The sequence below is a fragment of the Streptomyces siamensis genome, from assembly GCF_039543605.1.
Lineage (GTDB): Bacteria > Actinomycetota > Actinomycetes > Streptomycetales > Streptomycetaceae > Streptomyces > Streptomyces siamensis.
This window is the reverse complement of record NZ_BAABKB010000029.1, coordinates 75835-99902: the sequence shown is the minus strand read 5'-3', so window position 1 is coordinate 99902 and position 24068 is coordinate 75835. Positions and strand designations below refer to the sequence as shown.

Annotated in this window: 19 protein-coding genes and 1 riboswitch; of the genes, 11 read left to right on the top strand and 8 right to left on the bottom strand. The window is 71.3% G+C overall.

The window, feature by feature from the left end; translation table 11 throughout:
• Positions 1-29: 29 nt before the first annotated feature.
• Entirely contained in the window at positions 30-1088 is a 1059-nt protein-coding gene (locus tag ABEB03_RS30315) for an ABC transporter substrate-binding protein (protein WP_345656078.1), read from the top strand.
• Positions 1089-1106: 18 nt separating this feature from the next.
• Here the strand turns inward: ABEB03_RS30315 and ABEB03_RS30310 are convergent, their stop codons facing one another.
• From ABEB03_RS30310 to ABEB03_RS30295, 4 genes are all read right to left on the bottom strand, one after another.
• Positions 1107-1787 carry a response regulator gene (locus ABEB03_RS30310; protein WP_345656077.1) on the bottom strand — a complete coding sequence of 227 codons (681 nt, stop codon included), beginning with the start codon at positions 1785-1787 and terminating at the stop codon, positions 1107-1109.
• A complete protein-coding gene (locus tag ABEB03_RS30305; protein WP_345656076.1) occupies positions 1784-3532 on the bottom strand; it encodes a sensor histidine kinase in 1749 nt (582 codons plus the stop codon). Before ABEB03_RS30305 ends, ABEB03_RS30310 begins: the two co-directional genes overlap by 4 nt.
• 145 nt (positions 3533-3677) lie before the next feature.
• Positions 3678-4622, bottom strand: coding sequence for a sucrase ferredoxin (locus ABEB03_RS30300; RefSeq protein ID WP_345656075.1), 945 nt, complete (start codon positions 4620-4622; stop codon positions 3678-3680).
• A 168-nt stretch (positions 4623-4790) separates the two neighbouring features.
• Positions 4791-6050, bottom strand: coding sequence for a citrate synthase (locus ABEB03_RS30295; RefSeq protein ID WP_345656074.1), 1260 nt, complete (start codon positions 6048-6050; stop codon positions 4791-4793).
• Between the two features lie 96 nt (positions 6051-6146).
• On the opposite strand from ABEB03_RS30295, the gene ABEB03_RS30290 reads away from it, so the two are divergent.
• The gene (locus ABEB03_RS30290) at positions 6147-7316 is read left to right on the top strand and encodes a citrate synthase/methylcitrate synthase (RefSeq protein WP_345656073.1); all 1170 of its coding nucleotides are present in this window, start codon (positions 6147-6149) and stop codon (positions 7314-7316) included.
• Between the two features lie 304 nt (positions 7317-7620).
• On the opposite strand, the gene ABEB03_RS30285 is transcribed toward ABEB03_RS30290, so the two are convergent.
• Together ABEB03_RS30285 and ABEB03_RS30280 are read right to left on the bottom strand one after the other, a co-directional pair.
• The gene (locus tag ABEB03_RS30285; protein ID WP_345656150.1) at positions 7621-7857 is read right to left on the bottom strand and encodes a hypothetical protein; all 237 of its coding nucleotides are present in this window, start codon (positions 7855-7857) and stop codon (positions 7621-7623) included.
• 126 nt (positions 7858-7983) lie between these two features.
• The gene (locus ABEB03_RS30280; protein WP_345656072.1) at positions 7984-8496 is read right to left on the bottom strand and encodes a DUF6082 family protein; all 513 of its coding nucleotides are present in this window, start codon (positions 8494-8496) and stop codon (positions 7984-7986) included.
• A gap of 394 nt (positions 8497-8890) precedes the next feature.
• Between ABEB03_RS30280 and ABEB03_RS30275 the strand changes: the two genes are divergently transcribed.
• Complete coding sequence (locus ABEB03_RS30275) at positions 8891-10021, top strand: CobW family GTP-binding protein (RefSeq protein ID WP_345656071.1); 1131 nt, start codon at positions 8891-8893, stop codon at positions 10019-10021.
• A gap of 49 nt (positions 10022-10070) precedes the next feature.
• Here ABEB03_RS30275 and ABEB03_RS30270 read toward each other — a convergent pair whose 3' ends face one another.
• Complete coding sequence (locus ABEB03_RS30270) at positions 10071-12530, bottom strand: DNA gyrase/topoisomerase IV subunit A (RefSeq protein WP_345656070.1); 2460 nt, start codon at positions 12528-12530, stop codon at positions 10071-10073.
• A 509-nt stretch (positions 12531-13039) separates the two neighbouring features.
• On the opposite strand from ABEB03_RS30270, the gene ABEB03_RS30265 reads away from it, so the two are divergent.
• The 4 genes from ABEB03_RS30265 to ABEB03_RS30250 all read left to right on the top strand — a co-directional run bounded on the left by ABEB03_RS30265 (position 13040) and on the right by ABEB03_RS30250 (position 17901).
• Entirely contained in the window at positions 13040-14395 is a 1356-nt protein-coding gene (locus tag ABEB03_RS30265; protein ID WP_345656069.1) for a M16 family metallopeptidase, read from the top strand.
• The gene (locus tag ABEB03_RS30260) at positions 14392-15792 is read left to right on the top strand and encodes a M16 family metallopeptidase (RefSeq protein WP_345656068.1); all 1401 of its coding nucleotides are present in this window, start codon (positions 14392-14394) and stop codon (positions 15790-15792) included. The genes ABEB03_RS30265 and ABEB03_RS30260 overlap by 4 nt, the downstream gene beginning before the upstream one ends.
• A 215-nt stretch (positions 15793-16007) precedes the next feature.
• Positions 16008-16167, top strand: a riboswitch (cyclic di-AMP (ydaO/yuaA leader).
• 12 nt (positions 16168-16179) lie between these two features.
• On the top strand, positions 16180-16944 hold the full coding sequence (locus ABEB03_RS30255; protein ID WP_345656067.1) for a M23 family metallopeptidase: 765 nt from the start codon (positions 16180-16182) through the stop codon (positions 16942-16944).
• A 261-nt stretch (positions 16945-17205) separates the two neighbouring features.
• Positions 17206-17901, top strand: coding sequence for a GntR family transcriptional regulator (locus ABEB03_RS30250; RefSeq protein ID WP_345656066.1), 696 nt, complete (start codon positions 17206-17208; stop codon positions 17899-17901).
• 169 nt (positions 17902-18070) lie between these two features.
• Here the strand turns inward: ABEB03_RS30250 and ABEB03_RS30245 are convergent, their stop codons facing one another.
• Entirely contained in the window at positions 18071-18352 is a 282-nt protein-coding gene (locus ABEB03_RS30245) for an HPr family phosphocarrier protein (protein WP_028802270.1), read from the bottom strand.
• Between the two features lie 177 nt (positions 18353-18529).
• On the opposite strand from ABEB03_RS30245, the gene ABEB03_RS30240 reads away from it, so the two are divergent.
• The 4 genes from ABEB03_RS30240 to ABEB03_RS30225 all read left to right on the top strand — a co-directional run bounded on the left by ABEB03_RS30240 (position 18530) and on the right by ABEB03_RS30225 (position 24066).
• Positions 18530-21397, top strand: a complete 2868-nt coding sequence (locus ABEB03_RS30240) for a bifunctional acetate--CoA ligase family protein/GNAT family N-acetyltransferase (protein ID WP_345656065.1) — start codon at positions 18530-18532, stop codon at positions 21395-21397.
• 124 nt (positions 21398-21521) lie between these two features.
• Positions 21522-22109, top strand: coding sequence for a DUF5998 family protein (locus tag ABEB03_RS30235; protein WP_345656064.1), 588 nt, complete (start codon positions 21522-21524; stop codon positions 22107-22109).
• Positions 22109-23350 (top strand): alkaline phosphatase family protein, encoded by a 1242-nt coding sequence (locus ABEB03_RS30230; RefSeq protein WP_345656063.1) that lies wholly within the window; start codon positions 22109-22111, stop codon positions 23348-23350. Before ABEB03_RS30235 ends, ABEB03_RS30230 begins: the two co-directional genes overlap by 1 nt.
• A 68-nt stretch (positions 23351-23418) precedes the next feature.
• Positions 23419-24066, top strand: coding sequence for a thymidine kinase (locus ABEB03_RS30225; RefSeq protein ID WP_028802266.1), 648 nt, complete (start codon positions 23419-23421; stop codon positions 24064-24066).
• Positions 24067-24068 lie beyond the last annotated feature (2 nt).

Genomic DNA, 24068 nt, shown 5'->3' with positions numbered 1-24068 from the left:
GCTCTTCTCTCACAAGGACGTGAACCACCATGCGCAAGACCGCCAGATACTCCGCCCTGGCAGCCGCCGGTCTGCTCGCTCTCACCTCGCTCACCGCCTGCGCCAACGACGCGGCCGGCACGACGGCCGACTCCGGCGACAACGGAGGTGGTGGCGGTGAGCACGTCAAGATCATGGTCGGTGGACTGGACAAGGTCATCTACCTGCCGGCGATGCTCACGCAGCGGCTCGGCTACTTCAAGGAGGAGGGTTTGGATGTCCAACTCCTGAGCGAGCCCGCCGGTGTTCAGGCCGAGACCGCCCTCGTCTCCGGTCAGGTGCAGGGGGCCGTCGGCTTCTACGACCACACCCTCGACCTGCAGACCAAGGGCAAGTCCGTGGAGTCCGTCGTGCAGTTCTCGCACGCGCCCGGCGAGGTGGAGATCGTCTCCGACAAGCGCAAGGACGACATCACTTCACCCAAGGACTTCAAGGGCAGGAAGCTCGGCATCACCGGCCTGGGCTCCTCGACGGACTTCCTCACCAAGTACCTCGCGGTCAAGAACGGCGTGCAGGTCAGCGAGTTCACGCCCGTCGCTGTCGGCGCCGGCCCCACGTTCATCTCCGCCCTCCAGAAGGGCGCCATCGACGGCGGCATGACGACCGACCCCACCGTCGCCACGGTCATGGAGAAGAACCTCGGCAAGGTGCTCGTCGACATGCGGACGCCGCAGGGCTCCCAGGAGGCGCTCGGCGGACCGTACCCCTCGTCCAGTCTGTACATGCAGACGGACTGGGTGAACAGCCACAAGGACACGGTCCAGAAGCTGGCCAACGCCTTCGTGAAGACTCTCAAGTGGATGTCCACGCACAGCGCCGCGGACATCGCCGACAAGATGCCCGCCGACTACTCGCAGGGCAACAAGACGCTGTACGCGGGCGCGATCCAGAGCACCCTGCCGATGTTCACCAAGGATGGCGTGATGCCCGAGAACGGTCCCGAGACCGTCGAGAAGGTCCTCAAGGCGTTCAACCCCAACATCAAGAATGCCGATGTGGACCTGAGCAAGACGTACACCACCGAGTTCGTGAAGAAGGCCGCGGGCTGATCCGCCGACGCACGCAGCTCAGACGCGGGTCGCCCAGACGTAGCGATGCTCCGGGCGGCCCGCGTCGCCGTACTTGAGGGTGAGCCTGGCCCGCCCGGTGCGCTCCAGGAGCTTCAGATAGCGCTGCGCGGTCTGCCGGCTCAGCCCGGTCTCGTCGGCGACCTCCTGGGCCGACAAGGGCCCCTCCGCGTTCACCAGCGCGCGGCGCACCAGCTCCGCGGTCGAGGGGGAGTGTCCCTTCGGCAGATCCGGCTCCGCCCCCGCGGACAGCGCGCCGAAGATCCGGTCCACCTCGGGCTGCTCGGCCTCACCGCCGCCGTCCAGGGTGCGCCGCAGGGCCGCATAGGCCTCCAGCTTGGCGCGCAGCCCCGCGAAGGCGAACGGCTTGACCAGGTACTGGAGCGCGCCCTGCCGCATCGCGGCCTGCACGGTCGAGATGTCCCGGGCCGCGGTCACCATGATCACGTCGGTCTGGTGGCCGCGGCGGCGCATCTCCTGGACCACGGCGAGACCCGTGTCGTCCGGCAGGTAGTGGTCCATGAGGACCAGGTCCACGCGGGGCAGCGCCTCCATCCGGCTCAGGGCCTCCGCCGCGCTGTGCGCCTCGCCCGCGACGTGGAAGCCGGGCACCTTCCCGACGTAGGCGGCGTTGACCCGCGCGACCCGGGTGTCGTCGTCCACGACCAGTACCTCGATCATCGCGACTCCTCCTCGGCGTTCGGGGCGGCGGTGGCTCCCGGGCCCGCAGCCTCGGGGGACGGGGACTGCCGTACGAGACGCGGCGCCAGCGCGGGGACGGGGCCGTCCTCCCGCCCGGCAGCCTCGTCGGGCAGGGGTTCGGTCAGCGCCTCCGGCAGCACCACCGTGAACTCCGCGCCCCCGCCGTCCGCCTCGGCGACCCGCGCGCTGCCGCCCTGCCGCTCGGCCAGCCGGCGCACCAGGGAGAGCCCGATGCCGCGCTTCCCGTGCGCCGGGGGCTTCTTGGTGGTCCATCCGTCCGTGAAGACCAGTTCCCGCTGTTCCTGCGGGATCCCAGGACCGGTGTCCCGCACGCGGAGCACGGCGGTGCGGCCTTCGGTACGCAGTTCCACCTCCACGCGCGCGTGAGGCTTGCCCGCGACGGCGTCGAGCGCGTTGTCGACGAGGTTCCCGACGACGGTGACCAGTCCCCTGGGGTCGACGAGCCGGTCCGGCAGCAGCGTCCTGTCCGAGATCCACAGGGCCACGCCCCGCTCGGCGGCCACGGTCGCCTTGCCGACCAGCAGGGCCGCGAGCAGCGGGTCGTGGACCTTCTCGGTGACCTGTTCCGCGGTCACCTTGTGGTCGCCGACGACCTCTCCGACGAAGTCGACAGCGTCGTCGTACATCTCCAGTTCGAGCAGTCCGAGGAGCGTGTGCATGCGGTTGGCGTGCTCGTGGTCCTGGGCACGCAGGGCGTCGATCAGGCCGCGTGTGGAGTCGAGCTCCCGGCCGAGCTGCTCCAGCTCCGTACGGTCGCGCAGGGTGGCGACGGCGCCGCCGTCGTCGGTGGGCATCCGGTTGGCGATCAGGACGCGCTGGCCGCGGACGGTGAGCAGATCGGTCCCGGTCACGCGCCCGGCGAGCACGTCGGTCGTGCGTCCCGGGCCGAGCGCGTCGTCCAGGGACTGTCCGATGGCCTCCGAGCCGAGGCCCAGCAGACGCTGCGCCTCGTCGTTGAGGAGACGTACGCGGCTGGCGCCGTCGAGCGCGACCACGCCCTCCCTGATGCCGTGCAGCATCGCCTCGCGCTCCGCGAGCAGTGCCGAGATGTCGGAGAAGGCCAGATCACGGGTCTGTCGCTGCACCCTCCGGGAGATCAGATAGGCGGCCAGCGCGCCCACGGCCATCGCTCCGCCCGCGTACGCGAACAGGCCCGGGATCGCGTCGACCAGCCGTGCGCGCACACTGTCGTACCTGATGCCGACCGAGACCGCACCGATGATCTTCCCGTCGGCGTCGCGCAGCGGGACCTTGCCCCGCGCGGAGCGGCCCAGGGTGCCGGTGTCGATCTCCATGACGTCCTCGCCGCGCAGCGCCTGGCGGGGGTCCGTGGAGACCGTCCGGCCGATCTCCGAGGGATCGGTGTGCGACCACCGGATGCCCTGCATGTCCATCACCACGATGTACTCGGCCCCGCTGGCCATACGGATCCGCTCCGCCTCGGTCTGCACCGGGCCCGCCACGGACGGCCGTGTCGTGCGCAGATCGTCGGCGATCTGCGGCTGTGCCGCCGTGGTCTGCGCGATCGCCAGCGCGCGGCGCATCGCCTGGTCGTCGAGCTGCGCGCTGAGCGGTGCGAGGAAGAGCCCGGTGGCGAGGACGGCGACTCCCGCGGCGATCGCCACCTGCATCAGCAGCACCTGCGAGAACACCCGCCGCGGCAGACCGAGGCGCAGTCGTCGTGCGGGGGGAGTGGGGCTCATGGCTATGACGGTACGGGGGCGGGCGCACCCGGCCGAAGGGAGTGTGGCACGGATCTCTTGATCGTCCGGTGGGGGAGTCGTGGGGACCGGGGCACGGAGCCCCGCTACGGGGCCGGTGAGAGCCGGCGAGTGCGCCGGCCCGGCGTCAGCAGGCCACCGCGACGGTCGCCCGCCCCATCGCCCGCACCGCCACGACGTCCATCCGGGCGGGCGAGCCCAGCACCGAACCGCAGCTCTCCGGACGCGGCGGCAGCGCGGCACCCTGGGCGACGAAGACACGCCACAGACGGCCGTCCGTGTGCGCGACGGTGACCTCCCAGCGGGGAGCTGCGCCTTCGGTGCGGACCACCGTCAGGGCCTCGGCCGTGTGCTCTCCCAGGGCCGCGCGCACGGCCAGCTCGGCCGCCTGGCCCGGCCGCTCCCACGCGGAGTTCCCGCGGCAGCCGTCGGTGACGATCCGGCCCTCACGGGCGCCCTGGACGATCTCCTTGACGGCGTGCGCCTCGGCGCGGCCGTACGCGTATCCGTACGGCAGCACGAGCACGGTCGGCGAGAAGCGGTGTCCGCCCAGATGGGTGACCTCCCAGACGCCCGCCGCGCCGGACATGGCGAGTTCGGCGGCGAGGGGGCGTCCCAGCAGGGCGCAGCAGCGGTCGCGCTTGCCGTTGGTGCAGACGAGCGCGAGCGGGTCGCCCGTGTGCGGTCCGCCCTGGAGAACACTGTCGAAGGTGTGGCGGTCGCCCATGCCGAGAGCGTCGAAGTCGAGGTCGAGCAGGTGCTCGGGATCGGCCGTCATGGCGCTGTGCAGCCACACGTTTCCGGGAGTGGTGTGCGCCGCGTACACATGGCGTTCCGCGAGCGTCCCGCAGTCGGCGTGCCGTCCGGGGCGGCGGATCAGCGCGATCCGCACGCCCGTGCCTTTCGCCGCCGCTTCGAGGGCACGACCGATCGTGGGGTCCAGGTGGCTCGAAGTGAGCGCCTTCGCACCCCAGGGGCCGGGCTGCTCGATCAGCAGCCATGTCCTCGCGGTGGCCGCAGTCCCCGCAAGGGGCTCGTCGAGGTGCCGCGACGCGGTCGTGCACATACTCACAGAGGTGAGCCTAACCTGACTTGAGCCGGGGCGACTTCCGGCCCCGCCGATGGGGGCGCACTTGGGGTGGTCCAGGCGCACACGAGGGAGTGCGCGGCACGGGACCGGAGCGCTTCTCCCAGGGCCTGTCCGGCCCTTCGGGCGACGCCGGGAAATGCCGGACAGGCCCTAGCGGGGGAGTGGCTGCGGTGGGCGTTCCCCCACGTACCGGCCGCTCGGGCGCATGCGCAGGGGGCGCTCCGCGTACTCCTCCAGGGTGTGGGCGATCCAGCCCGCCGTGCGGGCGACGGCGAAGACCGTCTCCCCCGCGGAGGCCGACATCCCGGACGAGACGGTGAGCACGGCCAGCGCCAGGTCGACATTGGCGTGCAGGGGCGCGTGACGGGCGGTCGTCGTCACGACGTCCTGGGCCGCCGCCAGCGCGGGTCCGGCGGCGGGGACGTCCTCCAGCAGGGCGAACAGAGCACGAGCGCGGGGGTCCTCGCCGGGGTAGAGCCGGTGACCGAGCCCGGGGACACGGCGCCCGGCGCGCAGTTCGTCGGCGACGACAGGGGCGGCCGTGCCCCGGTCCAGGACGTCGAGGAGCATCCGGTGGGCGAGCCGGCTGGCCGCGCCGTGAAGGGGTCCTTCGAGTGCGCCGAGGCCCGCCGACACCGCGGCGTACGCGTGGGCGCGCGCCGACGCCGCGACCCGGACCGCCAGTGTCGAGGCGGCGAGATCGTGGTCCACGAGCAGGCCAAGTGCCGTGTCCAGAACTCGAAGTGACGCCTCGTCAGGGGTGCGTCCGGTCAGCCGCCCCCACAGGCGGTGGGCGAGCGGGCCATCGTCGCGGTGGTCGTGACGCAGGGGTGGAAGGGCTGCCACGAGCGTCGGGATCAGGGTCCGTCCGGTGCCCAGGACGGCGTCCTCGCTGAGGTCGAAGCGCAGTGGATCGGCGGCGGCCGCGGCGATCGCCGCCACGCGCAGCCGGTCGGTCGGGCCGCTGTGCTCGGGCAGCGCGTCCACGGCGCGGCGCGCGACGGCGACGGACGCCTCGGGGGCGGTGAACGTGACGCCCGGGCGCAGCCGTCCCGTCCAGAGCCACTCGGTGATCTCCTCGTAGGAGTACGCCGCGGCCAACTCCGTCGCGTCGACCCCGCGGAAGTAGTACCGGTCCTTGTCGATGAGGGTGATGCGGGTACGCACGGACAACTCGTCGCCCGTGCTCGAACTCGCCCCGGCGTCACGCCTGTTGCGGCGCGCCAGCGCCTCCACCTCCTTCGCGTCGAAGGTGCTGCCGCGGCCGGCCGGTTCGCGCCGGCTGCTCAGCTGGCCGCGGCTCACATAGGCGTAGACGGTCTCGGGCTTCACGCCGAGCAGTTCGGCGGTCTCCTTGGTGCTGAGCCGTCGGCCCTCGCGCCCGGACGCTGCCGCTTCTTGATCCCTCATGGCGCCACCGTATCCATGGATCAGCATATTGATTAAATCAATATTGACAATGATTGAGTCAAGCATGGACAGTCGGGTCAAGTCCAGGGAGGAAACATGCCGATCAACCGGGCCGCGTCCACCACCTCCGTCGACGTGCCGCGAGGACTCGCGGGCGTCGTCGTCACCGACACCCGACTGGGTGACGTCAGGGGGCTGGAGGGCTTCTACCACTACCGCCAGTACTCGGCCGTCGAACTCGCGCAGACCCGCGGCTTCGAGGACGTCTGGCATCTGCTCGTCCACGGCGAACTGCCCGACGCGGCACAGCGTGCGGCGTTCACCGCGCGGACGGCACGGCTGCGCCGGCTGCCCGACGAGGTCCGCACCGCGCTGCCCGCCATCGCGGCGGCGACGCGCCTCTCGGGGCCGCTCGCCGGGCTGCGTACGGCGCTGTCGCTCCTCGGTGCCGCAGCCGGGTTCCGGCCCGTGTACGACATCGACGCCGAGCGGCGCCTCGCGGACACGCTCACGGTCACCGCGGCCGTCCCGACACTGCTCACCGCGCTGTACCGCCTCGGTCAGGGCCTGGACCCGGTGGAGCCGCGCGAGGACCTCGGGTACGCCGCCAACTATCTGTACATGTTGACGGGCTCCGAACCCGATGCAGGGCGGGCCCGTGCGGTCGAGCAATATCTCATCTCAACCATTGATCACGGATTCAATGCATCAACCTTCACGGCACGCGTGATCGCGTCCACGGGAGCGGACGTGGCGGCATGCCTCGTGGGAGCGGTCGGCGCCTTGTCCGGACCTCTCCACGGCGGTGCTCCGAGCAGGGCCCTGGACACCCTCGACGCGATCGGCACACCGGAGCGCATCGACCCGTGGATCCGTGAACGCGTCCTGGCCGGCGATCGCATCATGGGATTCGGGCACCCGGTCTACCGCACGGAGGATCCCCGCTCGCGCATGCTCCGGGGCATCGCGCAGTCCTTCGGCGGCCCGCTGGTCGACTTCGCCGTCGAGGTCGAACGCCAGGTGGAAGCGATCCTCGCCGAGCTCAAGCCCGGCCGGGAACTGCACACGAACGTGGAGTTCTACGCGGGCGTGGTCATGGAACTGTGCGGCCTGCCCCGGGAGATGTTCACCCCGACCTTCGCCGCCGCCCGCGTGGTCGGCTGGAGCGCCAACATCCTGGAACAGTCGGAGGACTCGAAGATCATCCGCCCGGCGGCACGGTATGTGGGGCCGGGGGCGCCGGCGGCCGTGCCGGGGGCCGTGTAGGCGCCCGTCCGATGGTGCCCGGGATCGTGGCCGCGCCGCTCCGTGGCGGCGCGAGAAGCGGCGGGTCCTGGCACGCGAGAGGTCCAGCACCGGTCGGTGCTGGACCTCGGGAAGCTCGTGTCGAGCGGCACGGTGCGCGGTGAGCGTCGGCGTCGCTCGGGCCGCCGGCGGTGGGGATGTCCGCGGGGCTCGTGAGATGGCGGGGTGCGGGCCCAGTCTCGTGGCCGCGGTCCGGAGAAGGGTCGGGGTGACCGATGGATCTCGACGGACCATGGGCGGGTCCTGCGATGGCCCTGAGCCCGTTTCAACTGTCGGGGATGTCCGCCTTCGCGCGGATGAGTGTTTCCCGGCTGATGACGACGATGCGCTCGTAGTCCGCGCGAGCGGCGTCATGGGGGAGTTGGGTGTCGAGCGTCGCTGTCGCCTCGGTGCCGATGACGGCGAAGTTCCCGTCGCTGAGCTCGAAGATGTCGGGGCACGTCTCACCCGACAGGCTGCCTCGCTCGCGTGGAGACGCGCCAATGCGGCGCAGGATTTTCAAGGTGATCCCGGTCCTCAAGTTTAGACAGTGAAAACGGGGACACAGTAGCCGAGAGTTTAACGGCTTAAACCTTCGGCCCTCCTAGGCCAACTGGCCTACGGCGACTGCTTGTTCGCGCCCCAAACATCAGTCCCGTTCCGGCGGTGGCTCACCCACCACCCACCACTCCTCCGTGTCCGATTGGTCCAGATCGCGTATGAGTGCGTCCGTCATTCGGCCCACGCGCGCCTCCTGCGAGGTCTTCTTGAGGCTTGCGCGATGGTGGCGGGTGGCGTCCCAGTAGTCGCGAAAGATCGCGCTCTGGCAGATCACCCTGAGATGGCCGTGCAACTCGTCCCGGTCGACGTCTCCGGCCCGGTATGCACGCAGGGCGTTCGTGTACAGCGCGTTGGCGAAGAGGTACTGACGTCGCCGGACCGGGTCCAGTTCGTCGATGGTGCTCAGCACCTCGGCGAGGTCCGGATCTCCGAGAGCCTTGTCGAGCAGATACGTCTGGAAGCGTTGCTGCTCCGCGAGCCTCGCGTTCCTTCCGTCGGTCCGTTCCACCTGCGCGACCCGTAGACGGAGGGCTTCCAGGCGCCGTTGCTGGAGGGCCAGGACCATGAGGGCGCCGGCCGCGAAGGCGAGCCCTGCCGTCACGGCAGAGCCCGAGCTCCGCGCCCCAAAGTTCTGTGTGGTCATGTCAACCCCCGAATCAGGCGACCTTGCGCCGGTCGTCGGTGGTGGGGCGACAGGGAGCGGACCGGCGAGCGGTGGGCGGCGCGCTTGCCGTCTCCCAGTGTTGCCGAGCGGCTCTGATCGGCAGGGAGGCGGAGAGGAGGCGCACGGAGGGAAGTGCGGGTCGTGTATCCCGGCGCCATGTCCAACGTGTGCCCCGTGAGCGCCGCTAACAATCGTTCACTTCGGGGCGTTTCCCCCCACTCGTATGCTGGGTCGGCATTGATTGTCCGTACGAGTGCCGGTGTGTGAGCCGTGCTCGTACGCGAGCCGGTCCGCGAGCCGGTGCACGTACCGGTGTGAAAGAGGTCGCCCGTTGAGCCAGCCGTCCAGTCCCGAGCGTCCCCCGAACGCGCAGGGTGTGCCCGGGCAGATTCCCGTCGTCGTGCTCGCCGGGTTTCTCGGCTCAGGCAAGACCACGCTGCTCAACCACCTCCTGCACCGCAGTGGCGGCAGCCGTATCGCGGCCGTCGTCAACGACTTCGGGGCGATCGAGATCGATGCCATGGCGGTGGCGGGGGCGTTGGGCGACTCGACCGTCTCCCTGGGCAACGGGTGCCTCTGCTGCGCCGTCGACGCCGGTGAGCTCGACCAGTACCTGACACGGCTCGCCCAGCCCTCGGCACGTGTCGACGTCATCGTCATCGAGGCGAGCGGACTGGCCGAGCCCCAGGAGCTCGTGCGGATGGTGCTCGCCAGCGAGCACCCGGGGATCGTGTACGGGGGGCTCGTCGAGGTCGTCGACGCGGCCGAGTTCGACTCCACCCGGGAACGGCATCCCGAGATCGACCGGCACCTCGGCATCGCCGACCTCGTCGTCGTCAACAAGGCCGACCGCGCCGCCGACGGAGAACGAGTGCTCCGCACCGTCCGGGAGCTCGCCGGCCGGGCCGCCGTCGTGCCCGCCACGTACGGTCGTATCGATCCGGAGTTCCTCTTCGACTGCCGGCCGAGCGAGGAACGCATCGGACAGCTGTCCTTCGACGATCTGCACGACGAGGGCGGGCATGGGCAGGAGCGCGAGGAGGGGCAGGACGGCCACGGACACGCGGCGCCCGGTCACACCGGTCATCTGCACGCTGCCTACGAGTCCGTCTCCTTCAGCTCCGAGGTGCCGCTCGACCCGCGGAGGCTGATGGCCTTCCTCGACAGCCGGCCGGAGGGCCTCTACCGCATCAAGGGGTACGTCGACTTCGGCGTGCAGGACACCGCCAACCGTTACGCCGTCCACGCCGTCGGAAGGTTCCTGCGCTTCTACCCGGAACCCTGGGGTCGCGCCGAGCAGCGCCTCACCCAGCTCGTCCTGATCGGCTCCGGCATCGACGCGGCGGCTCTGGCCAAGGAGCTGGAGTCGTGCAAGGAGGACGCCCCACACGCCGACGAGCACAGCATGTGGGGCGTCCTCCGCTACGTTCAGGCCCCCGAGGAGACGGACCCCGACCGCTGAGACCGCGGCGGCCAGGGGCCCTGGACTCTGAGAGGGGAGGGCCGGCGGACTACACCGGGCCCGCCACCACGGCCACCGTCTTCGCGAGGGACACGCCCGAGCCGTCACGGCGCGGGTCGACGTCCGGCAGCTCGACCGGTGTGCCGTTCTTCTGCGCGGCCCGAGCGGGCGTCGCGCCGGCCCAGGCCAGCGACAGGCAGTCCTCGCCCTTCAGGAACCGCTGGCAGCGCACACCACCCGTGGCACGGCCCTTGCGCGGGTACTGGTCGAACGGGGTGAGCTTGGCCGTGGTCTGCACGGAGTCGTCCAGGGTGCCGCGGGAGCCCGCGACCGTGAACACCACCGCGTCGACCGCGGGGTCGACGGCGGTGAAGGAGATCACCTTGGCGCCGTCGGTGAGCTTGATGCCCGCCATGCCGCCCGCCGCCCGGCCCTGCGGGCGGACCTGCGAGGCCTGGTAGCGCAGCAACTGGGCGTCGTCCGTGATGAAGACGAGGTCCTCCTCGCCGGTGCGCAGCTCCGCGGCGCCGACGATGCGGTCGCCGTCCTTGAGCGCGATGACCTCCAACTCCTCCTTGTTCGAGGGGTAGTCGGGGACCACGCGCTTGACGACGCCCTGTTCCGTGCCGATGGCCAGTCCCGGTGACGACTCGTCGAGCGTCGTCAGACACACCACTGTCTCGTCCGCCTCCAGGGAGGACAGGAACTCCGAGATGGGCGCGCCTCCGGAGAGGTTGGGCGCCGCGGCCGTCTCCGGCAGCTGCGGGAGGTCGATCACGTTCAGCCGCAGGAGGCGGCCCAAGGACGTGACCACGCCCACCTCGCCGAGCGCGGTCGCGGGCACCGCGGAGACGATCACGTCGTGCTTGGTGCGCCGGGCCTCCGCGGCGTCCGCGAACGCGTCGCCGTTCGCCGTGCGCGCCAGCAGGCCCGTGGAGGACAGCAGCACCCGGCACGGGTCGTCCGCCACCTGGAGCGGGACCGCCGCGGCGGGCGCCCCCGCGGACTCGAGGAGCACCGTGCGCCGGTCGGTGCCGAACTTCTTGGCGACCGCGGCCAGTTCGGCGGAGACGAGCTTGCGCAGCTCCGTGTCCGACTCCAGGATCCCGGTCAGCTCGTCGATCTCGCCGTTCAGCCGGTCGCGCTCCGACTCCAGCTCGATGCGGTCGAACTTGGTGAGCCGGCGCAGCGGCGTGTCGAGGATGTACTGCGTCTGCACCTCGGAGAGCGAGAACCGCTCGATCAGGCGCTCCTTGGCCTGCGCGGAGTTCTCGCTGGAGCGGATGAGGCGGATGACCTCGTCGATGTCCAGCAGGGCGACGAGGAGCCCCTCCACCAGGTGCAGCCGGTCGCGCTTCTTGCCGCGGCGGAACTCGCTGCGGCGGCGGACGACCTCGAAGCGGTGGTCGAGGTAGACCTCCAGGAGCTCCTTGAGGCCCAGGGTGAGCGGCTGACCGTCCACCAGCGCCACGTTGTTGATGCCGAAGGACTCCTCCATCGGCGTCAGCTTGTAGAGCTGTTCGAGGACGGCCTCCGGCACGAAGCCGTTCTTGACCTCGATGACCAGCCGCAGTCCGTGCGCACGGTCGGTGAGGTCCTTGACGTCCGCGATGCCCTGGAGCTTCTTGGAGCCGACCAGGTCCTTGATCTTCGAGATCACCTTCTCCGGGCCGACGGTGAAGGGCAGTTCGGTGACGACGAGGCCCTTGCGGCGCGCGGTCACGTTCTCCACGGAGACCGTGGCGCGGATCTTGAAGGTGCCCCGGCCGTTCTCGTACGCGTCCCTGATGCCGGAGAGGCCGACGATCCGGCCGCCCGTGGGCAGGTCGGGGCCCGGGACGTACTTCATCAGCGTGTCGAGGTCGGCGCCGGGGTGGCGGATCAGATGCCGGGCGGCGGCGATCACCTCGCCGAGGTTGTGCGGCGGCATGTTGGTGGCCATGCCGACGGCGATGCCCTGCGAGCCGTTGACCAGGAGGTTCGGGTACGCGGCGGGGAGGACCCCGGGCTCCTGCTCCTGGCCGTCGTAGTTCGGCGTGAAGTCGACCGTGTCCTCGTCGATGGACTCGGTCATCAGTGACGTGGCGTCGGCCATCCGGCACTCGGTGTAACGCATCGCGGCCGGCGGGTCGTCGTTGCCCAGCGAGCCGAAGTTGCCGTGGCCGTCGACCAGCGGCAGGCGCATCGAGAAGGGCTGGGCCAGACGCACCAGCGCGTCGTAGATCGACGCGTCGCCGTGCGGGTGGAGCTTACCCATGACCTCGCCGACGACGCGGGCGCACTTCACGTAGCCGCGGTCGGGGCGCAGCCCCATCTCGTTCATCTGGTAGACGATGCGGCGGTGCACGGGCTTGAGCCCGTCCCGGGCGTCCGGCAGGGCTCGCGAGTAGATGACCGAGTACGCGTACTCAAGGAAGGAGCCCTGCATCTCGTCCACGACGTCGATGTCGAGGATCTTCTCCTCGTACGAGTCGTCGGGCGGCGGGGTCTTCGTGCTGCGGCGGGCCATCGCTGCTGCGGCTCCTTCACAGTCTCTGCCGGGGCATGAACGGGATCTGACGCGGACCATTGTGGACCGCCCCACTGACAACGTGGACCGCGACCCGTCCGTAGCGGGTCTCGCGACCCTTCCGTGACAGGTCCCGGACCCGGTCCGCGGAGGGTCCCGGCCGCGTTCCGCGACCGGCCCCGGACCTGGTCGGTGACGAGTCCCCGGCCCTCGCGAAGACAATCACCGGACCTGTCCACGACGGTTCCCGGACCTGTCCACGACCGGTCCCCGGACCTGCCTCGCCGAGTTCCGGGCCGCGTCCGAGGCGCGCCGGGAGACCTGCCCACGGCACACCGGGGTTTCCGTCTGCGCGGCGTGTCCCGCCGACTCGCCCGGCAAGGACCGTAGTACACGTGAGTCTCGCTCTCGGCGTACGGGGTGCGGGAACTTCGCCAGCTTTCCGCGCGCTTGCATACAGTGGCAGGACCGACAGGAAAAGGCAGTTTTCCGCGATCGAAGGGACGTACATGCCCATGGGTCACACGGCCACAGCCGAGGCAGGCTCCGGCGGCCTGACAGCGACCGAGCACCGCCTGGCCAACGGCCTGCGCGTGGTGCTCTCCGAGGACCACCTGACCCCGGTCGCGGCGGTGTGCCTCTGGTACGACGTCGGCTCGCGCCACGAGGTCAACGGCCGTACCGGACTTGCTCACCTCTTCGAGCACCTGATGTTCCAGGGCTCCAAGCAGGTCCACGGCAACGGCCACTTCGAGCTCGTCCAGGGCGCCGGCGGTTCGCTCAACGGCACGACGAGCTTCGAGCGCACCAACTACTTCGAGACCATGCCCGCCCACCAGCTGGAGCTCGCCCTCTGGCTGGAGGCCGACCGCATGGGCTCGTTGCTCGCCGCGCTCGACGACGAGTCGATGGAGAACCAGCGGGACGTCGTGAAGAACGAGCGTCGTCAGCGCTACGACAACGTCCCGTACGGCACCGCGTTCGAGAAGCTGACCGCGCTGGCGTATCCGGAGGGCCACCCGTACCACCACACCCCCATCGGGTCGATGGCGGACCTGGACGCCGCCACCCTGGAGGACGCGCGCGCGTTCTTCCGCACGTACTACGCGCCCAACAACGCGGTCCTGTCGGTCGTCGGTGACATCGATCCGCAGCAGACGCTCGCCTGGATCGAGAAGTACTTCGGTTCGATCCCCGGGCACGACGGCAAGCCCGCACCGCGCGACGGCTCGCTGCCCGACGTCATCGGCGAGCAGCTGCGCGAGGTCGTCGAGGAAGAGGTCCCGGCGCGCGCCCTGATGGCCGCCTACCGGCTCCCGGAGGACGGCACGCGCGCGTGCGACGCGGCCGACCTGGCCCTCACCGTCCTCGGCGGCGGCGAGTCGTCCCGGCTCTACAACCGGCTGGTCCGCCGCGACCGCACCGCCGTCGCGGCCGGGTTCGGCCTGCTCAGGCTCGCCGGAGCGCCCTCCCTGGGGTGGCTCGACGTGAAGACGTCCGGCGACGTCGAGGTCCCGGTCATCGAGGCCGCCGTCGACGCGGAGCTCGCCCGGTTCGCCGAGGAGGGCCCCACCGCCGAGGAGATGGAGCGGGCGCAGGCCCAGTTGGAGCGCGAGTGGCTGGACCGGCTGGGCACGGTCGCGGGACGCGCCGACGAACTGTGCCGGTTCGCCGTCCTGTTCGGCGACCCGCAGCTCGCCCTGACCGCCGTGCAGCGCGTCCTCGCCGTCACCGCCGAGGAGGTCCAGGAGGTCGCCAAGGCCCGGCTGCGCCCCGACAACCGCGCGGTGCTCGTCTACGAGCCGCTCGCCGAGGCCCCTCAGGCCGCCGAAACCACCGACGAAGACGAGGAGTCGGCGAAGTGACCGAGCTCGCGAGCATGGATTTCCACCCGCAGCCCCAGGCGGGCGAGGCCAAGCCCTGGGCGTTCCCGGCCCCCGAGCGCGGCACGCTGGACAACGGCCTGACGGTGCTGCGCTGCCACCGCCCCGGTCAGCAGGTCGTCGCCGTCGAGGTGCTGCTCGCGGCGCCCCTGGAGGCCGAGCCGACCGGTCTGGACGGCGTCGCCACCATCATGGCGCGGGCCTTCTCCGAGGGCACGGACAAGCACTCCGCCGAGGAGTTCGCCGCGGAGCTGGAGCGCTGCGGCGCCACGCTCGACGCGCACGCGGACCACCCCGGCGTGCGTCTGTCGCTCGAAGTCCCCGTCTCCCGCCTGCCCAAGGCGCTCGGTCTGCTGGCCGACGCCCTGCGGGCACCGGCGTTCGAGGACAGCGAGGTCGAGCGGCTGGTGCGCAACCGGCTGGACGAGATCCCGCACGAGTCGGCCAACCCGGCCCGCCGCGCCGCCAAGGAGCTCTCCAAGGAGCTCTTCCCGTCGACCTCGCGCATGTCGCGCCCGCGGCAGGGCACCGAGGAGACCGTCGAGAACATCGACTCGGCGGCCGTGCGCGCCTTCTACGAGAAGCACGTGCGTCCCGCGACCGGGACCGCGGTCATCGTCGGTGACCTCACCGGCGTCGACGTCGACGAACTGCTCGGCGACACGCTCGGCTCCTGGACCGGCTCGTCCGCCGAGCCGCGCCCGGTGCCGCCGGTGAGCGCCGACGACACGGGCCGCGTGATCATCGTCGACCGGCCCGGTGCCGTGCAGACGCAGCTGCTCATCGGCCGTGTGGGGGCCGACCGGCACGACCGTGTGTGGCCCGCCCAGGTGCTCGGCACCTACTGCCTCGGCGGCACCCTCACCTCGCGTCTGGACCGGGTCCTGCGCGAGGAGAAGGGATACACCTACGGCGTACGGGCGTTCGGCCAGGTCCTGCGGGCCGCGCCGTCGTCCTCCGCGGGCACCACGGGCGTGGCGATGCTCGCCATCAGCGGCTCCGTGGACACCCCGAACACGGGTCCGGCGCTCGACGACCTGTGGAAGGTGCTGCGCACCCTCGCCGCCGAGGGTCTGACCGACGCCGAGCGGGACGTCGCCGTGCAGAACCTGGTCGGTGTGGCGCCCCTCAAGTTCGAGACCGCGGCGGCCGTGGCGAGCACACTCGCGGACCAGGTCGAGCAGTTCCTGCCCGACGACTACCAGGCGACGCTGTATCAGCAGCTGGCCGCGACGGGCACCGTGGAGGCAACGGCGGCCGTCGTGAACGCCTTCCCGGTGGACCGGCTGGTGACGGTGCTGGTGGGCGACGCCGAGAAGATCAAGGAGCCCGTCCAGGCCCTCGGAATCGGTGAAGTGACCGTCGTGACGGCCGAGTAGAGCGGCGCGACATCTCGGAGGCCCAGGTGGCGCATACGTCACCTGGGCCTCGCTTTGTCCGGACTCCCTTCTCGATTTGTCCGTATTGGTGGAGAGGTTGCCTGTCTGCCCTGTGGCATGCACTACAAAAACCGTGATCCGTTTGTTGTTCGAAAGGCGCCCCGTCTAGCGTCGATCCGGCTGTTCGCCAGGCAGTGCGCCGCGCCCGCGGCACCGGACAGTCATCGCCGAGTCCCCGTACGGCGCGAGCCAGGGGAGCCGGGGACCCATACGCAGTCCCTGGGGTGAATCGGACGCCCTCCCGGAGGGGGTCCGTAGGAGACCTTCCTGCTCCGAACCCGTCAGCTAACCCGGTAGGCGAGAGGGAAGGAAAGGACCAGCCCCTACATGGCGTTCACCTGTGGCACCGGGAAGCATCGTCGTCCGAGCCGCGTGAAGCGCACCACCACGAACGCCGTCGGCGTCGCGGCGCTCACCACCACCGGCGTCGTCGGGGCGCTGGCCGCACCCGCGCTCGCCGCGGAGACCTCCGTCGAGCAGACCGGACTGACTCCGGTCGTCTCCCTCGGCGACTCGGTAGCCGAGCAGATCGACGAGCAGGCCGTGGCGCAGCAGCGCGCCGCCGACGAGGCCACGGCGCTGAAGAAGGCCGAGGAGGCCGCCCGCAAGCGGGCCGCCGAGGAGGCCAAGAAGAAGCGTGAGGCCAAGGAGCGCGCCGCCCGCGAGGCCGAGCGCAAGCGCCTCAACTCCTTCGTCCTGCCGATCACCGGCTCGTACGTCTCCACGGGCTACAAGACCGGTGGCAGCCTCTGGTCCTCCGGCAGCCACACCGGCGTCGACTTCCACGCGGCGTCCGGCACCCCGGTCCACGCCGTCGGCTCGGGCACGGTCGTCACGGCCGGCTGGGGCGGCGCCTACGGCAACCAGGTCGTGATCAAGATGCACGACGGCACGTACACCATGTACGGCCACCTGTCGTCCATCGGCGTCTCCGTCGGCCAGGCGGTCACCCCGGGGCAGCAGATAGCCCTCTCCGGGTCCACCGGGAACACCACCGGACCGCACCTTCACTTCGAGGCCCGTACGACCGCGGAGTACGGCTCGGACATGGACCCCGTCGGCTACCTCCGCGCGCGCGGTGTGAGCGTCTGACGCACCTCGGCCCGCGGGGCACGGACGCCCGGCGCGCCGCCGCTCGCGCGGTGTGAACCTCCGACGTCCGCTCCGCGACTTCTTCACGACTTTGGATGCCCCGGCTCACCGAGCCGGGGCATCGTCGTTTCGGCCGGGCATCTGTCCAAAAAATATCCATGGATTCCGGCCTCCCGTCGGAAATTCCGGCTGCCTGCAATAGAGTCACTGAACAGGCGTCAATCGATGGCGTTTCGCGGGCATTAAAGCGGAGGTCCGGTCATGCGTATTCCGGCGCACTCGGTATGCACGGCGATCCGTGACGACATCGTCTCGGGCGTCTACGAGCGCGGCAGCCGGCTCACCGAGGAACTGCTCGCCCGCCGCTACGGCGTCTCGCGTGTCCCCGTGCGCGAAGCGCTGCGCACGCTGGAGGCCGAGGGCTTCGTCGTCACCCGGCGGCACGCGGGCGCGTGTGTCGCGGAGCCGACCGAGCAGGAGGCGTCGGACCTGCTGGAGATGCGGATGCTGCTGGAGCCGCTGGCCGCGGCACGGGCCGCCCAGCGCCGGACCGAGGCCCATCTGAAGGTGCTCCGGGGCCTGGTCAGGCTCGGTCAGGAGCGCGCCAGGAGGGGGCACAGCGAGGATCTGCGCTCCTTGGGAGGCTGGTTCCACGAGACCCTCGCGCAGGCCTCCGGCAGCCCGGCGCTGACGTCCACGCTCGCGCAGCTGCGGCACAAGATCGCCTGGATGTACACCGTGGAGGTGCCGGCCGGCCCGGCGGAGTCCTGGGCGGAGCACGGCGGGATCGTGGACGCCGTCGCGCGGGGCGACAGCGAGCGGGCGCGGTCGATCACGGCTCTGCACGCGGAGCGTGCGACGGCCGCGCACCGGCTCCGTTTTCCCGGCGGCGGGGACCGGGCGGAGCGTGTGAGGACTTCGCAACATCCCGTAAACATGACGGGCGTGCGGCATTAACACGGGCACCGTATACAAAGATGAGTAATTCGCGGGGGATTATTTCTGCTGCCCGGAAACGGGAAAAGCAAAGGGCTCGTCCGAGATTCTCGGACGAGCCCTTCGGCGGATGTGCGGGACGGCGTTCTTTCGCCTCTCGGGGCGAAGTCCGCCGTCGCCGGCAATGCGATCAGACAGTCTCCGGGAGCTCCTCGAGCCCCTCGGCGACCAGCTTGGCAAGGCGGTCGAGGGCGGCGTCCGCACCCTCGGCGTCGGAGGCGAGGACGATCTCCTCGCCGCCCTGGGCACCCAGGCCGAGGACCGCGAGCATGGAGGCCGCGTTGACGGGGTTCCCGTCGGCCTTGGCGATCGTCACGGGGATGCCGGAGGCCGTGGCGGCCCGGACGAAGATGGAGGCGGGGCGGGCGTGGAGGCCCTCAGCCCAGCCGACGTTGACGCGGCGCTCAGCCATGTGATGCTGCCCTTCAGGTGTTCAGGGTTGTCTAGACCAGTGTCCCATAACGTGAAGACTGCCCGGAGCGGTCCGGAGTCCCGTCCCGAGTGTCGCCGGATCGCGGCCTCGATCCGGCTTCCGTCCTCCACAGACTGCCGCGCGCCGTTGTCGGACGCGAGCCGTACTCTGGGGCCCATGCAGACCTCGCCGGACGGGCACGCGTACCCCGCTCACTGGGAAGCCGACGTGGTGCTGCGCGACGGCGGCACCGCCCGCATCAGGCCCATCACCGTCGATGACGCCGAGCGCCTGGTCAGCTTCTACGAGCAGGTGTCCGACGAGTCGAAGTACTACCGCTTCTTCGCGCCGTATCCGCGCCTGTCCGCGAAGGACGTCCACCGCTTCACGCACCACGACTTCGTGGACAGGGTGGGTCTCGCGGCCACAGTGGGCGGCGAGTTCATCGCCACCGTACGCTACGACCGCATCAATGCCGACGGCCTGCCCGCGTCCGCCCCCGCCGACGAGGCCGAGGTCGCCTTCCTCGTCCAGGACGCCCACCAGGGCCGCGGTGTCGCCTCGGCCCTCCTCGAACACATCGCGGCCGTGGCCCGTGAGCGTGGCATCCGCCGCTTCGCCGCCGAGGTGCTGCCCGCCAACAACAAGATGATCAAGGTGTTCACGGACGCGGGGTACACCCAGAAGCGCAGCTTCGAGGACGGCGTCGTACGCCTGGAGTTCGACCTCGAACCGACCGACCGCTCGCGTGCCGTCCAGTGGGCGCGGGAGCAGCGCGCCGAGGCCAGGTCCGTGCAGCGGCTGCTCGCCCCCGGCTCGGTCGCCGTCATCGGCGCGGGCCGCACCCCCGGCGGCGTCGGCCGCAGCGTCCTCGCCAACCTCCGCGACGCCGGCTTCACGGGCCGCCTCTTCGCGGTCAACAAGGCGCTCCAGGAGAAGGAACTCGACGGAGTCCCCGCCTACCGCTCCGTGCGTGACATCACCGAGCCCGTCGACCTGGCGGTCGTCGCCGTGCCCGCGCCGTACGTCCCCGAGGTCGTCGCGGAGTGCGGGGTGCACGGGGTACAGGGACTCGTGGTGGTCTCCGCCGGATACGCGGAGAGCGGCCCCGAAGGACGCCGACTCCAGCGCGAACTGGTGCGCCAGGCACGCTCGTACGGCATGCGGATCATCGGTCCCAACGCCTTCGGCGTCATCAACACGTCCCCGCGGGTGCGCCTCAACGCCTCGCTCGCCCCTGAGATGCCGCGCCCCGGGCGGATAGGGCTGTTCGCCCAGTCCGGGGCCATCGGCATCGCCCTGCTGTCCCGGCTGCACCGGCGCGGCGGCGGTGTCACCGGTGTGACCGGCGTGTCCACCTTCGTCTCCTCGGGCAACCGCGCGGACGTCTCGGGCAACGACGTCCTCCAGTACTGGTACGACGACCCGGACACCGACGTCGCCCTCATGTACCTCGAATCCATCGGCAACCCGCGCAAGTTCACGCGCCTGGCCCGCCGGACGGCGGCGGCCAAGCCGCTGGTCGTGGTGCAGGGCGCGCGGCACGGGGGAGTGGCGCCCCTCGGCCACACCGTGCGGCCCACGCGCCTGCCGTACGCCACCGTGTCCGCCCTGCTGCGGCAGGCCGGGGTGATCCGCGTGGACACGATCACCGAACTGGTCGACGCCGGGCTGCTCCTGGCCCGTCAGCCGCTGCCCCAGGGTCCCCGGGTGGCCATCCTCGGCAATTCCGAGTCGCTGGGGCTTCTCACCTACGACGCATGCCTCGCCCAGGGGCTGCGTCCACTGCCCCCGCTGGACCTGACCACGGCGGCATCGGCTGAGGACTTCCGGCGCGCGCTGGCCCAGGCCCTGTCCGAGGGCGGCTGCGACGCCGTCGTGGTGACGGCGATCCCGGCGGTGGGGGAGACGTCCGCCCGGGACGCGGCCCTGGCCGAGGCCCTGCGCTCGGCCTCCGCCGAGGCCCCCACGAAGCCGGTGCTGGTCGTGCACGTGGAGCTCGGCGGACTCGCCGAGGCGCTGTCCGCGGCGGCGAGCACCGCGCCCCAGGCCGCGGCCCCGGTTCCCGGAGCCGCGGACGCCCCCCGCACCCCCGCCGCCTCGGCCCCGCCCGCATCGCGGCCCCCCGGTCCGCCCGGCGAGGGCCCGACCGCGCCGGTGGGATCCGCGCCGGTGCCGGACCGCCGTCTCATCCCGGCCTACCCCGCGGCCGAGCGCGCCGTCCGCGCCCTCGCCGAAGCCGTCAGATACGCCCAGTGGCGACGAGACGCCGCCCAGCCCGGCAAGGTGCCCGAGTACGAGGACATCGACGAGAAGGGTGCGGCCGCGCAGATCGACGCCCTTCTCGCACGAGGCGAGGGACTGACGCTCGGCACGGAGGAGGCCTGCGTCCTGCTCGGGCACTACGGCATCGACGTGCGCCGGGCCCTGCCCGCGCCCACGCCCGACGACGCCGCGCAGGCCGCGCGCACCCTCGGCTATCCCGTGGCCCTCAAGACCACCGCCCCGCATCTGCGGCACCGCGCCGACCTGGGAGGAGTCCGGCTCGACCTGGCGGACGAGGAACAATTGCGACGGGCGTACACGGAGTTGACCGACCTGTTCGGGACGCCCCAGGAGCTGCGCCCCGTCGTCCAGGCGATGGCGCCGCGCGGAGTGGACACCGTCGTACGCGCCGTCATCGACCCGGCGGCCGGGGCCGTCCTGTCCTTCGGGCTCGCCGGGGCCGCCTCCGAGCTGCTCGGCGACACCGCGCATCGGCTGGTCCCGGTCACCGACCGGGAGGCGACCTCCCTGGTCAGGTCGATCAGGACGGCGCCGCTGCTGTTCGGCTGGCGGGGCTCCGCGCCGGTCGACACGGCCGCCCTCGAAGAGCTGCTGCTGCGGGTGTCGCGGCTGGTCGACGACCATCCCGAGGTCGTCGCCGTGTCGCTGGAGCCCGTGGTGGTCGCTCCGCACGGCCTCAGCGTGCTCGGGGCCACGGTGCGGCTGGCCCGCGCCCCCGTGCGTGACGATCTCGGTCCTCGCACGCTCCCCGTGGTCTGAGCCGGGCCGCCGTCCTGGCCCGCGGCGGGTGATCCGTGCCGCGCCCGCCCGGTGCCCGGTCCGTGCGCGACGGACACCCGCGAGCGGTGCCTCGCAGTCAGTGGGCCACCGTAGGATGGACGTCATGGCCAAGACCAGTACGACGACCCAGGGGCTGCGAGCGGCGATCGAGCGCAGCGGCTACTACCCGGCCCTCGTGGCCGAGGCGGTGGAGGCCGCGATCGGCGGCGAGACCATCCGGTCGTACCTGGTCCACCAGGAGACGACGTTCGACGCCAATGAGGTGCGCCGGCACGTCACGGTCCTCGTCCTCACCGGCAACCGCTTCATCGTGAGCCACACCGACGAGCAGGCAGCGGACAGCACCTCCCCGACGCCGTACGCCACGACCTCGACGGAGTCGGTGAAACTCGGCCGGATCTCGTCGGTCGTCGTCAGCCGAGTCGTCTCGAACCCGGAGTCGTACACACCGGGCACCCTGCCCCGCGAGGTCGTCCTGACCATCGGCTGGGGCGCGGTCTCCCGCATCGACCTGGAGCCCGCCGCCTGCGGCGACCCCAACTGTGAAGCGGACCACGGCTACACGGGCAATTCGACGGCCGACGACCTGAGCCTGCGGGTCAGCGAGGCCGGCGACGGCCCGGAGACGGTGCGCCAGGCCCTGGCCTTCGCGCAGTCCCTCTCCGAGGCGACCGCGGACATCACCCGCTGATGTCGCACCCGTTCCCCTCCGCAGCCCACGAGGGCGGGCGTTTCGCGCCCGCTCCGCCCCCCTCCGCCTGGGACCAGCCGGAGCCGCTCGCCGTGGACTCCGCGCCCGTCCCCGAGTACGGCGCCGGTTCCCTCGCGGATCTGCTGCCCACGCTGGCCGCGGGCATGGGCGTGCCCGGTCTGACCGCCGCCATACCGGAGCTGGACGCGGCCGACCGGAACTGCGTCTTCCTGATCGACGGTCTCGGCTGGGAGCAGCTCAAGGCCCACCCCGAAGAGGCCCCCTTCATGGCGTCGCTCCTGGCGTCGTCCCGAGGGGGCACGGGCCGCCCCATCACCGCGGGTTACCCCGCGACCACCGCGACCTCGCTCGCCTCCGTCGGCACCGGCCTGCCGCCCGGCGCGCACGGCCTGCCCGGCTACACCGCCCGCAATCCGGCGACCGGCGAGCTGATGAACCAGCTCCGCTGGAACCCGTGGACGGAGCCGACCGCCTGGCAGCCCTATCCGACGGTCTTCCAGCTGGCGGACGCGGCCGGCGTGCACACCGCGCAGGTCTCGTCGCCCACCTTCCAGAACACGCCCCTGACGAAGATCGCGCTGTCCGGCGGCACGTTCCACGGACGGCTGTCCGGCGAGGAGCGCATGGACCTCGCGGCCGAGCAACTGGCCGCCGGGGACCGTTCGCTGGTCTACACGTACTACGCCGAGGTGGACGGCAAGGGCCATCGCTTCGGCGTCGACTCGGACCCCTGGCGCGGCCAGCTCATGTACGTCGACCGGCTGGTCCAGCGCCTCGCGGAGCAGTTGCCGCCCCGCACGGCGCTGTACGTGACCGCCGACCACGGCATGGTCGACATCCCGTTCGACGAGCAGCACCGCATCGACTTCGACGAGGACTGGGAGCTGCGCGCCGGGGTCGCCCTGCTGGGCGGCGAGGGCCGCGCCCGCCACGTCTACGCGGTTCCGGGCGCCGCGTCGGACGTCCTGACCTGCTGGCGCGAGGTGCTCGGCGAGCAGTTCTGGGTGGCCTCGCGGGACGAGGCGATCGCCGCGGGCTGGTTCGGCCCGCAGGTCGACGAGCGGGTGTACGCCCGGATCGGCGACGTCGTCGCGGCGGCCCGCGACGACGTGCTGATCATCGCGTCCGAGCGGGAGCCGAAGGAGTCCGCGATGGTCGGCAACCACGGCTCCATGACCCCCGCCGAACAGCTCGTGCCCCTCCTGCACGTACGCTCCTAGGCTGTTCCCGTACGCTGATCACGTCCCGCCGCCCCGTACTCCCGTTGCCGAAAGGTGCTCAACTCCCCATGCCCGAGCTGGTGTTCTTCTCCGGAACCATGGACTGCGGGAAGTCGACGCTGGCTCTCCAGATCGAGCACAACCGCTCGGCGCGTGGCCTGCAGGGCATGATCTTCACGCGTGACGACCGGGCGGGCGAGGGCAAGCTCTCCTCCCGGCTGGGCCTGGTCACGGACGCCGTCGAGGTGGCGGACGACCAGGACCTGTACGGATACCTGGTCGACCATCTCTCCCAGGGCGGCCGGGCGGACTACGTGATCGCGGACGAGGCGCAGTTCCTCGCCCCCGCGCAGATCGACCAGCTCGCCCGTGTGGTGGACGACCTGGGCCTGGACGTCTACGCCTTCGGGATCACCACCGACTTCCGGTCCAAGCTGTTCCCCGGCTCCCAGCGGCTCGTGGAGCTGGCCGACCGGGTCGAGGTCCTCCAGGTCGAGGCCCTGTGCTGGTGCGGCGCCCGCGCGACCCACAACGCCCGCACCATAGGCGGCGAGATGGTCGTCGAGGGCGCCCAGGTCGTCGTCGGCGACGTCAACCAGTCCGAGGACATCGGGTACGAGGTGCTGTGCCGCCGGCACCACCGCCGTCGGATGACGGCCGCGACGGCCCGGGCGGGCGCCCTGTCACCGGACGTGCTGCCGGTGGCCTCTGCCTGATC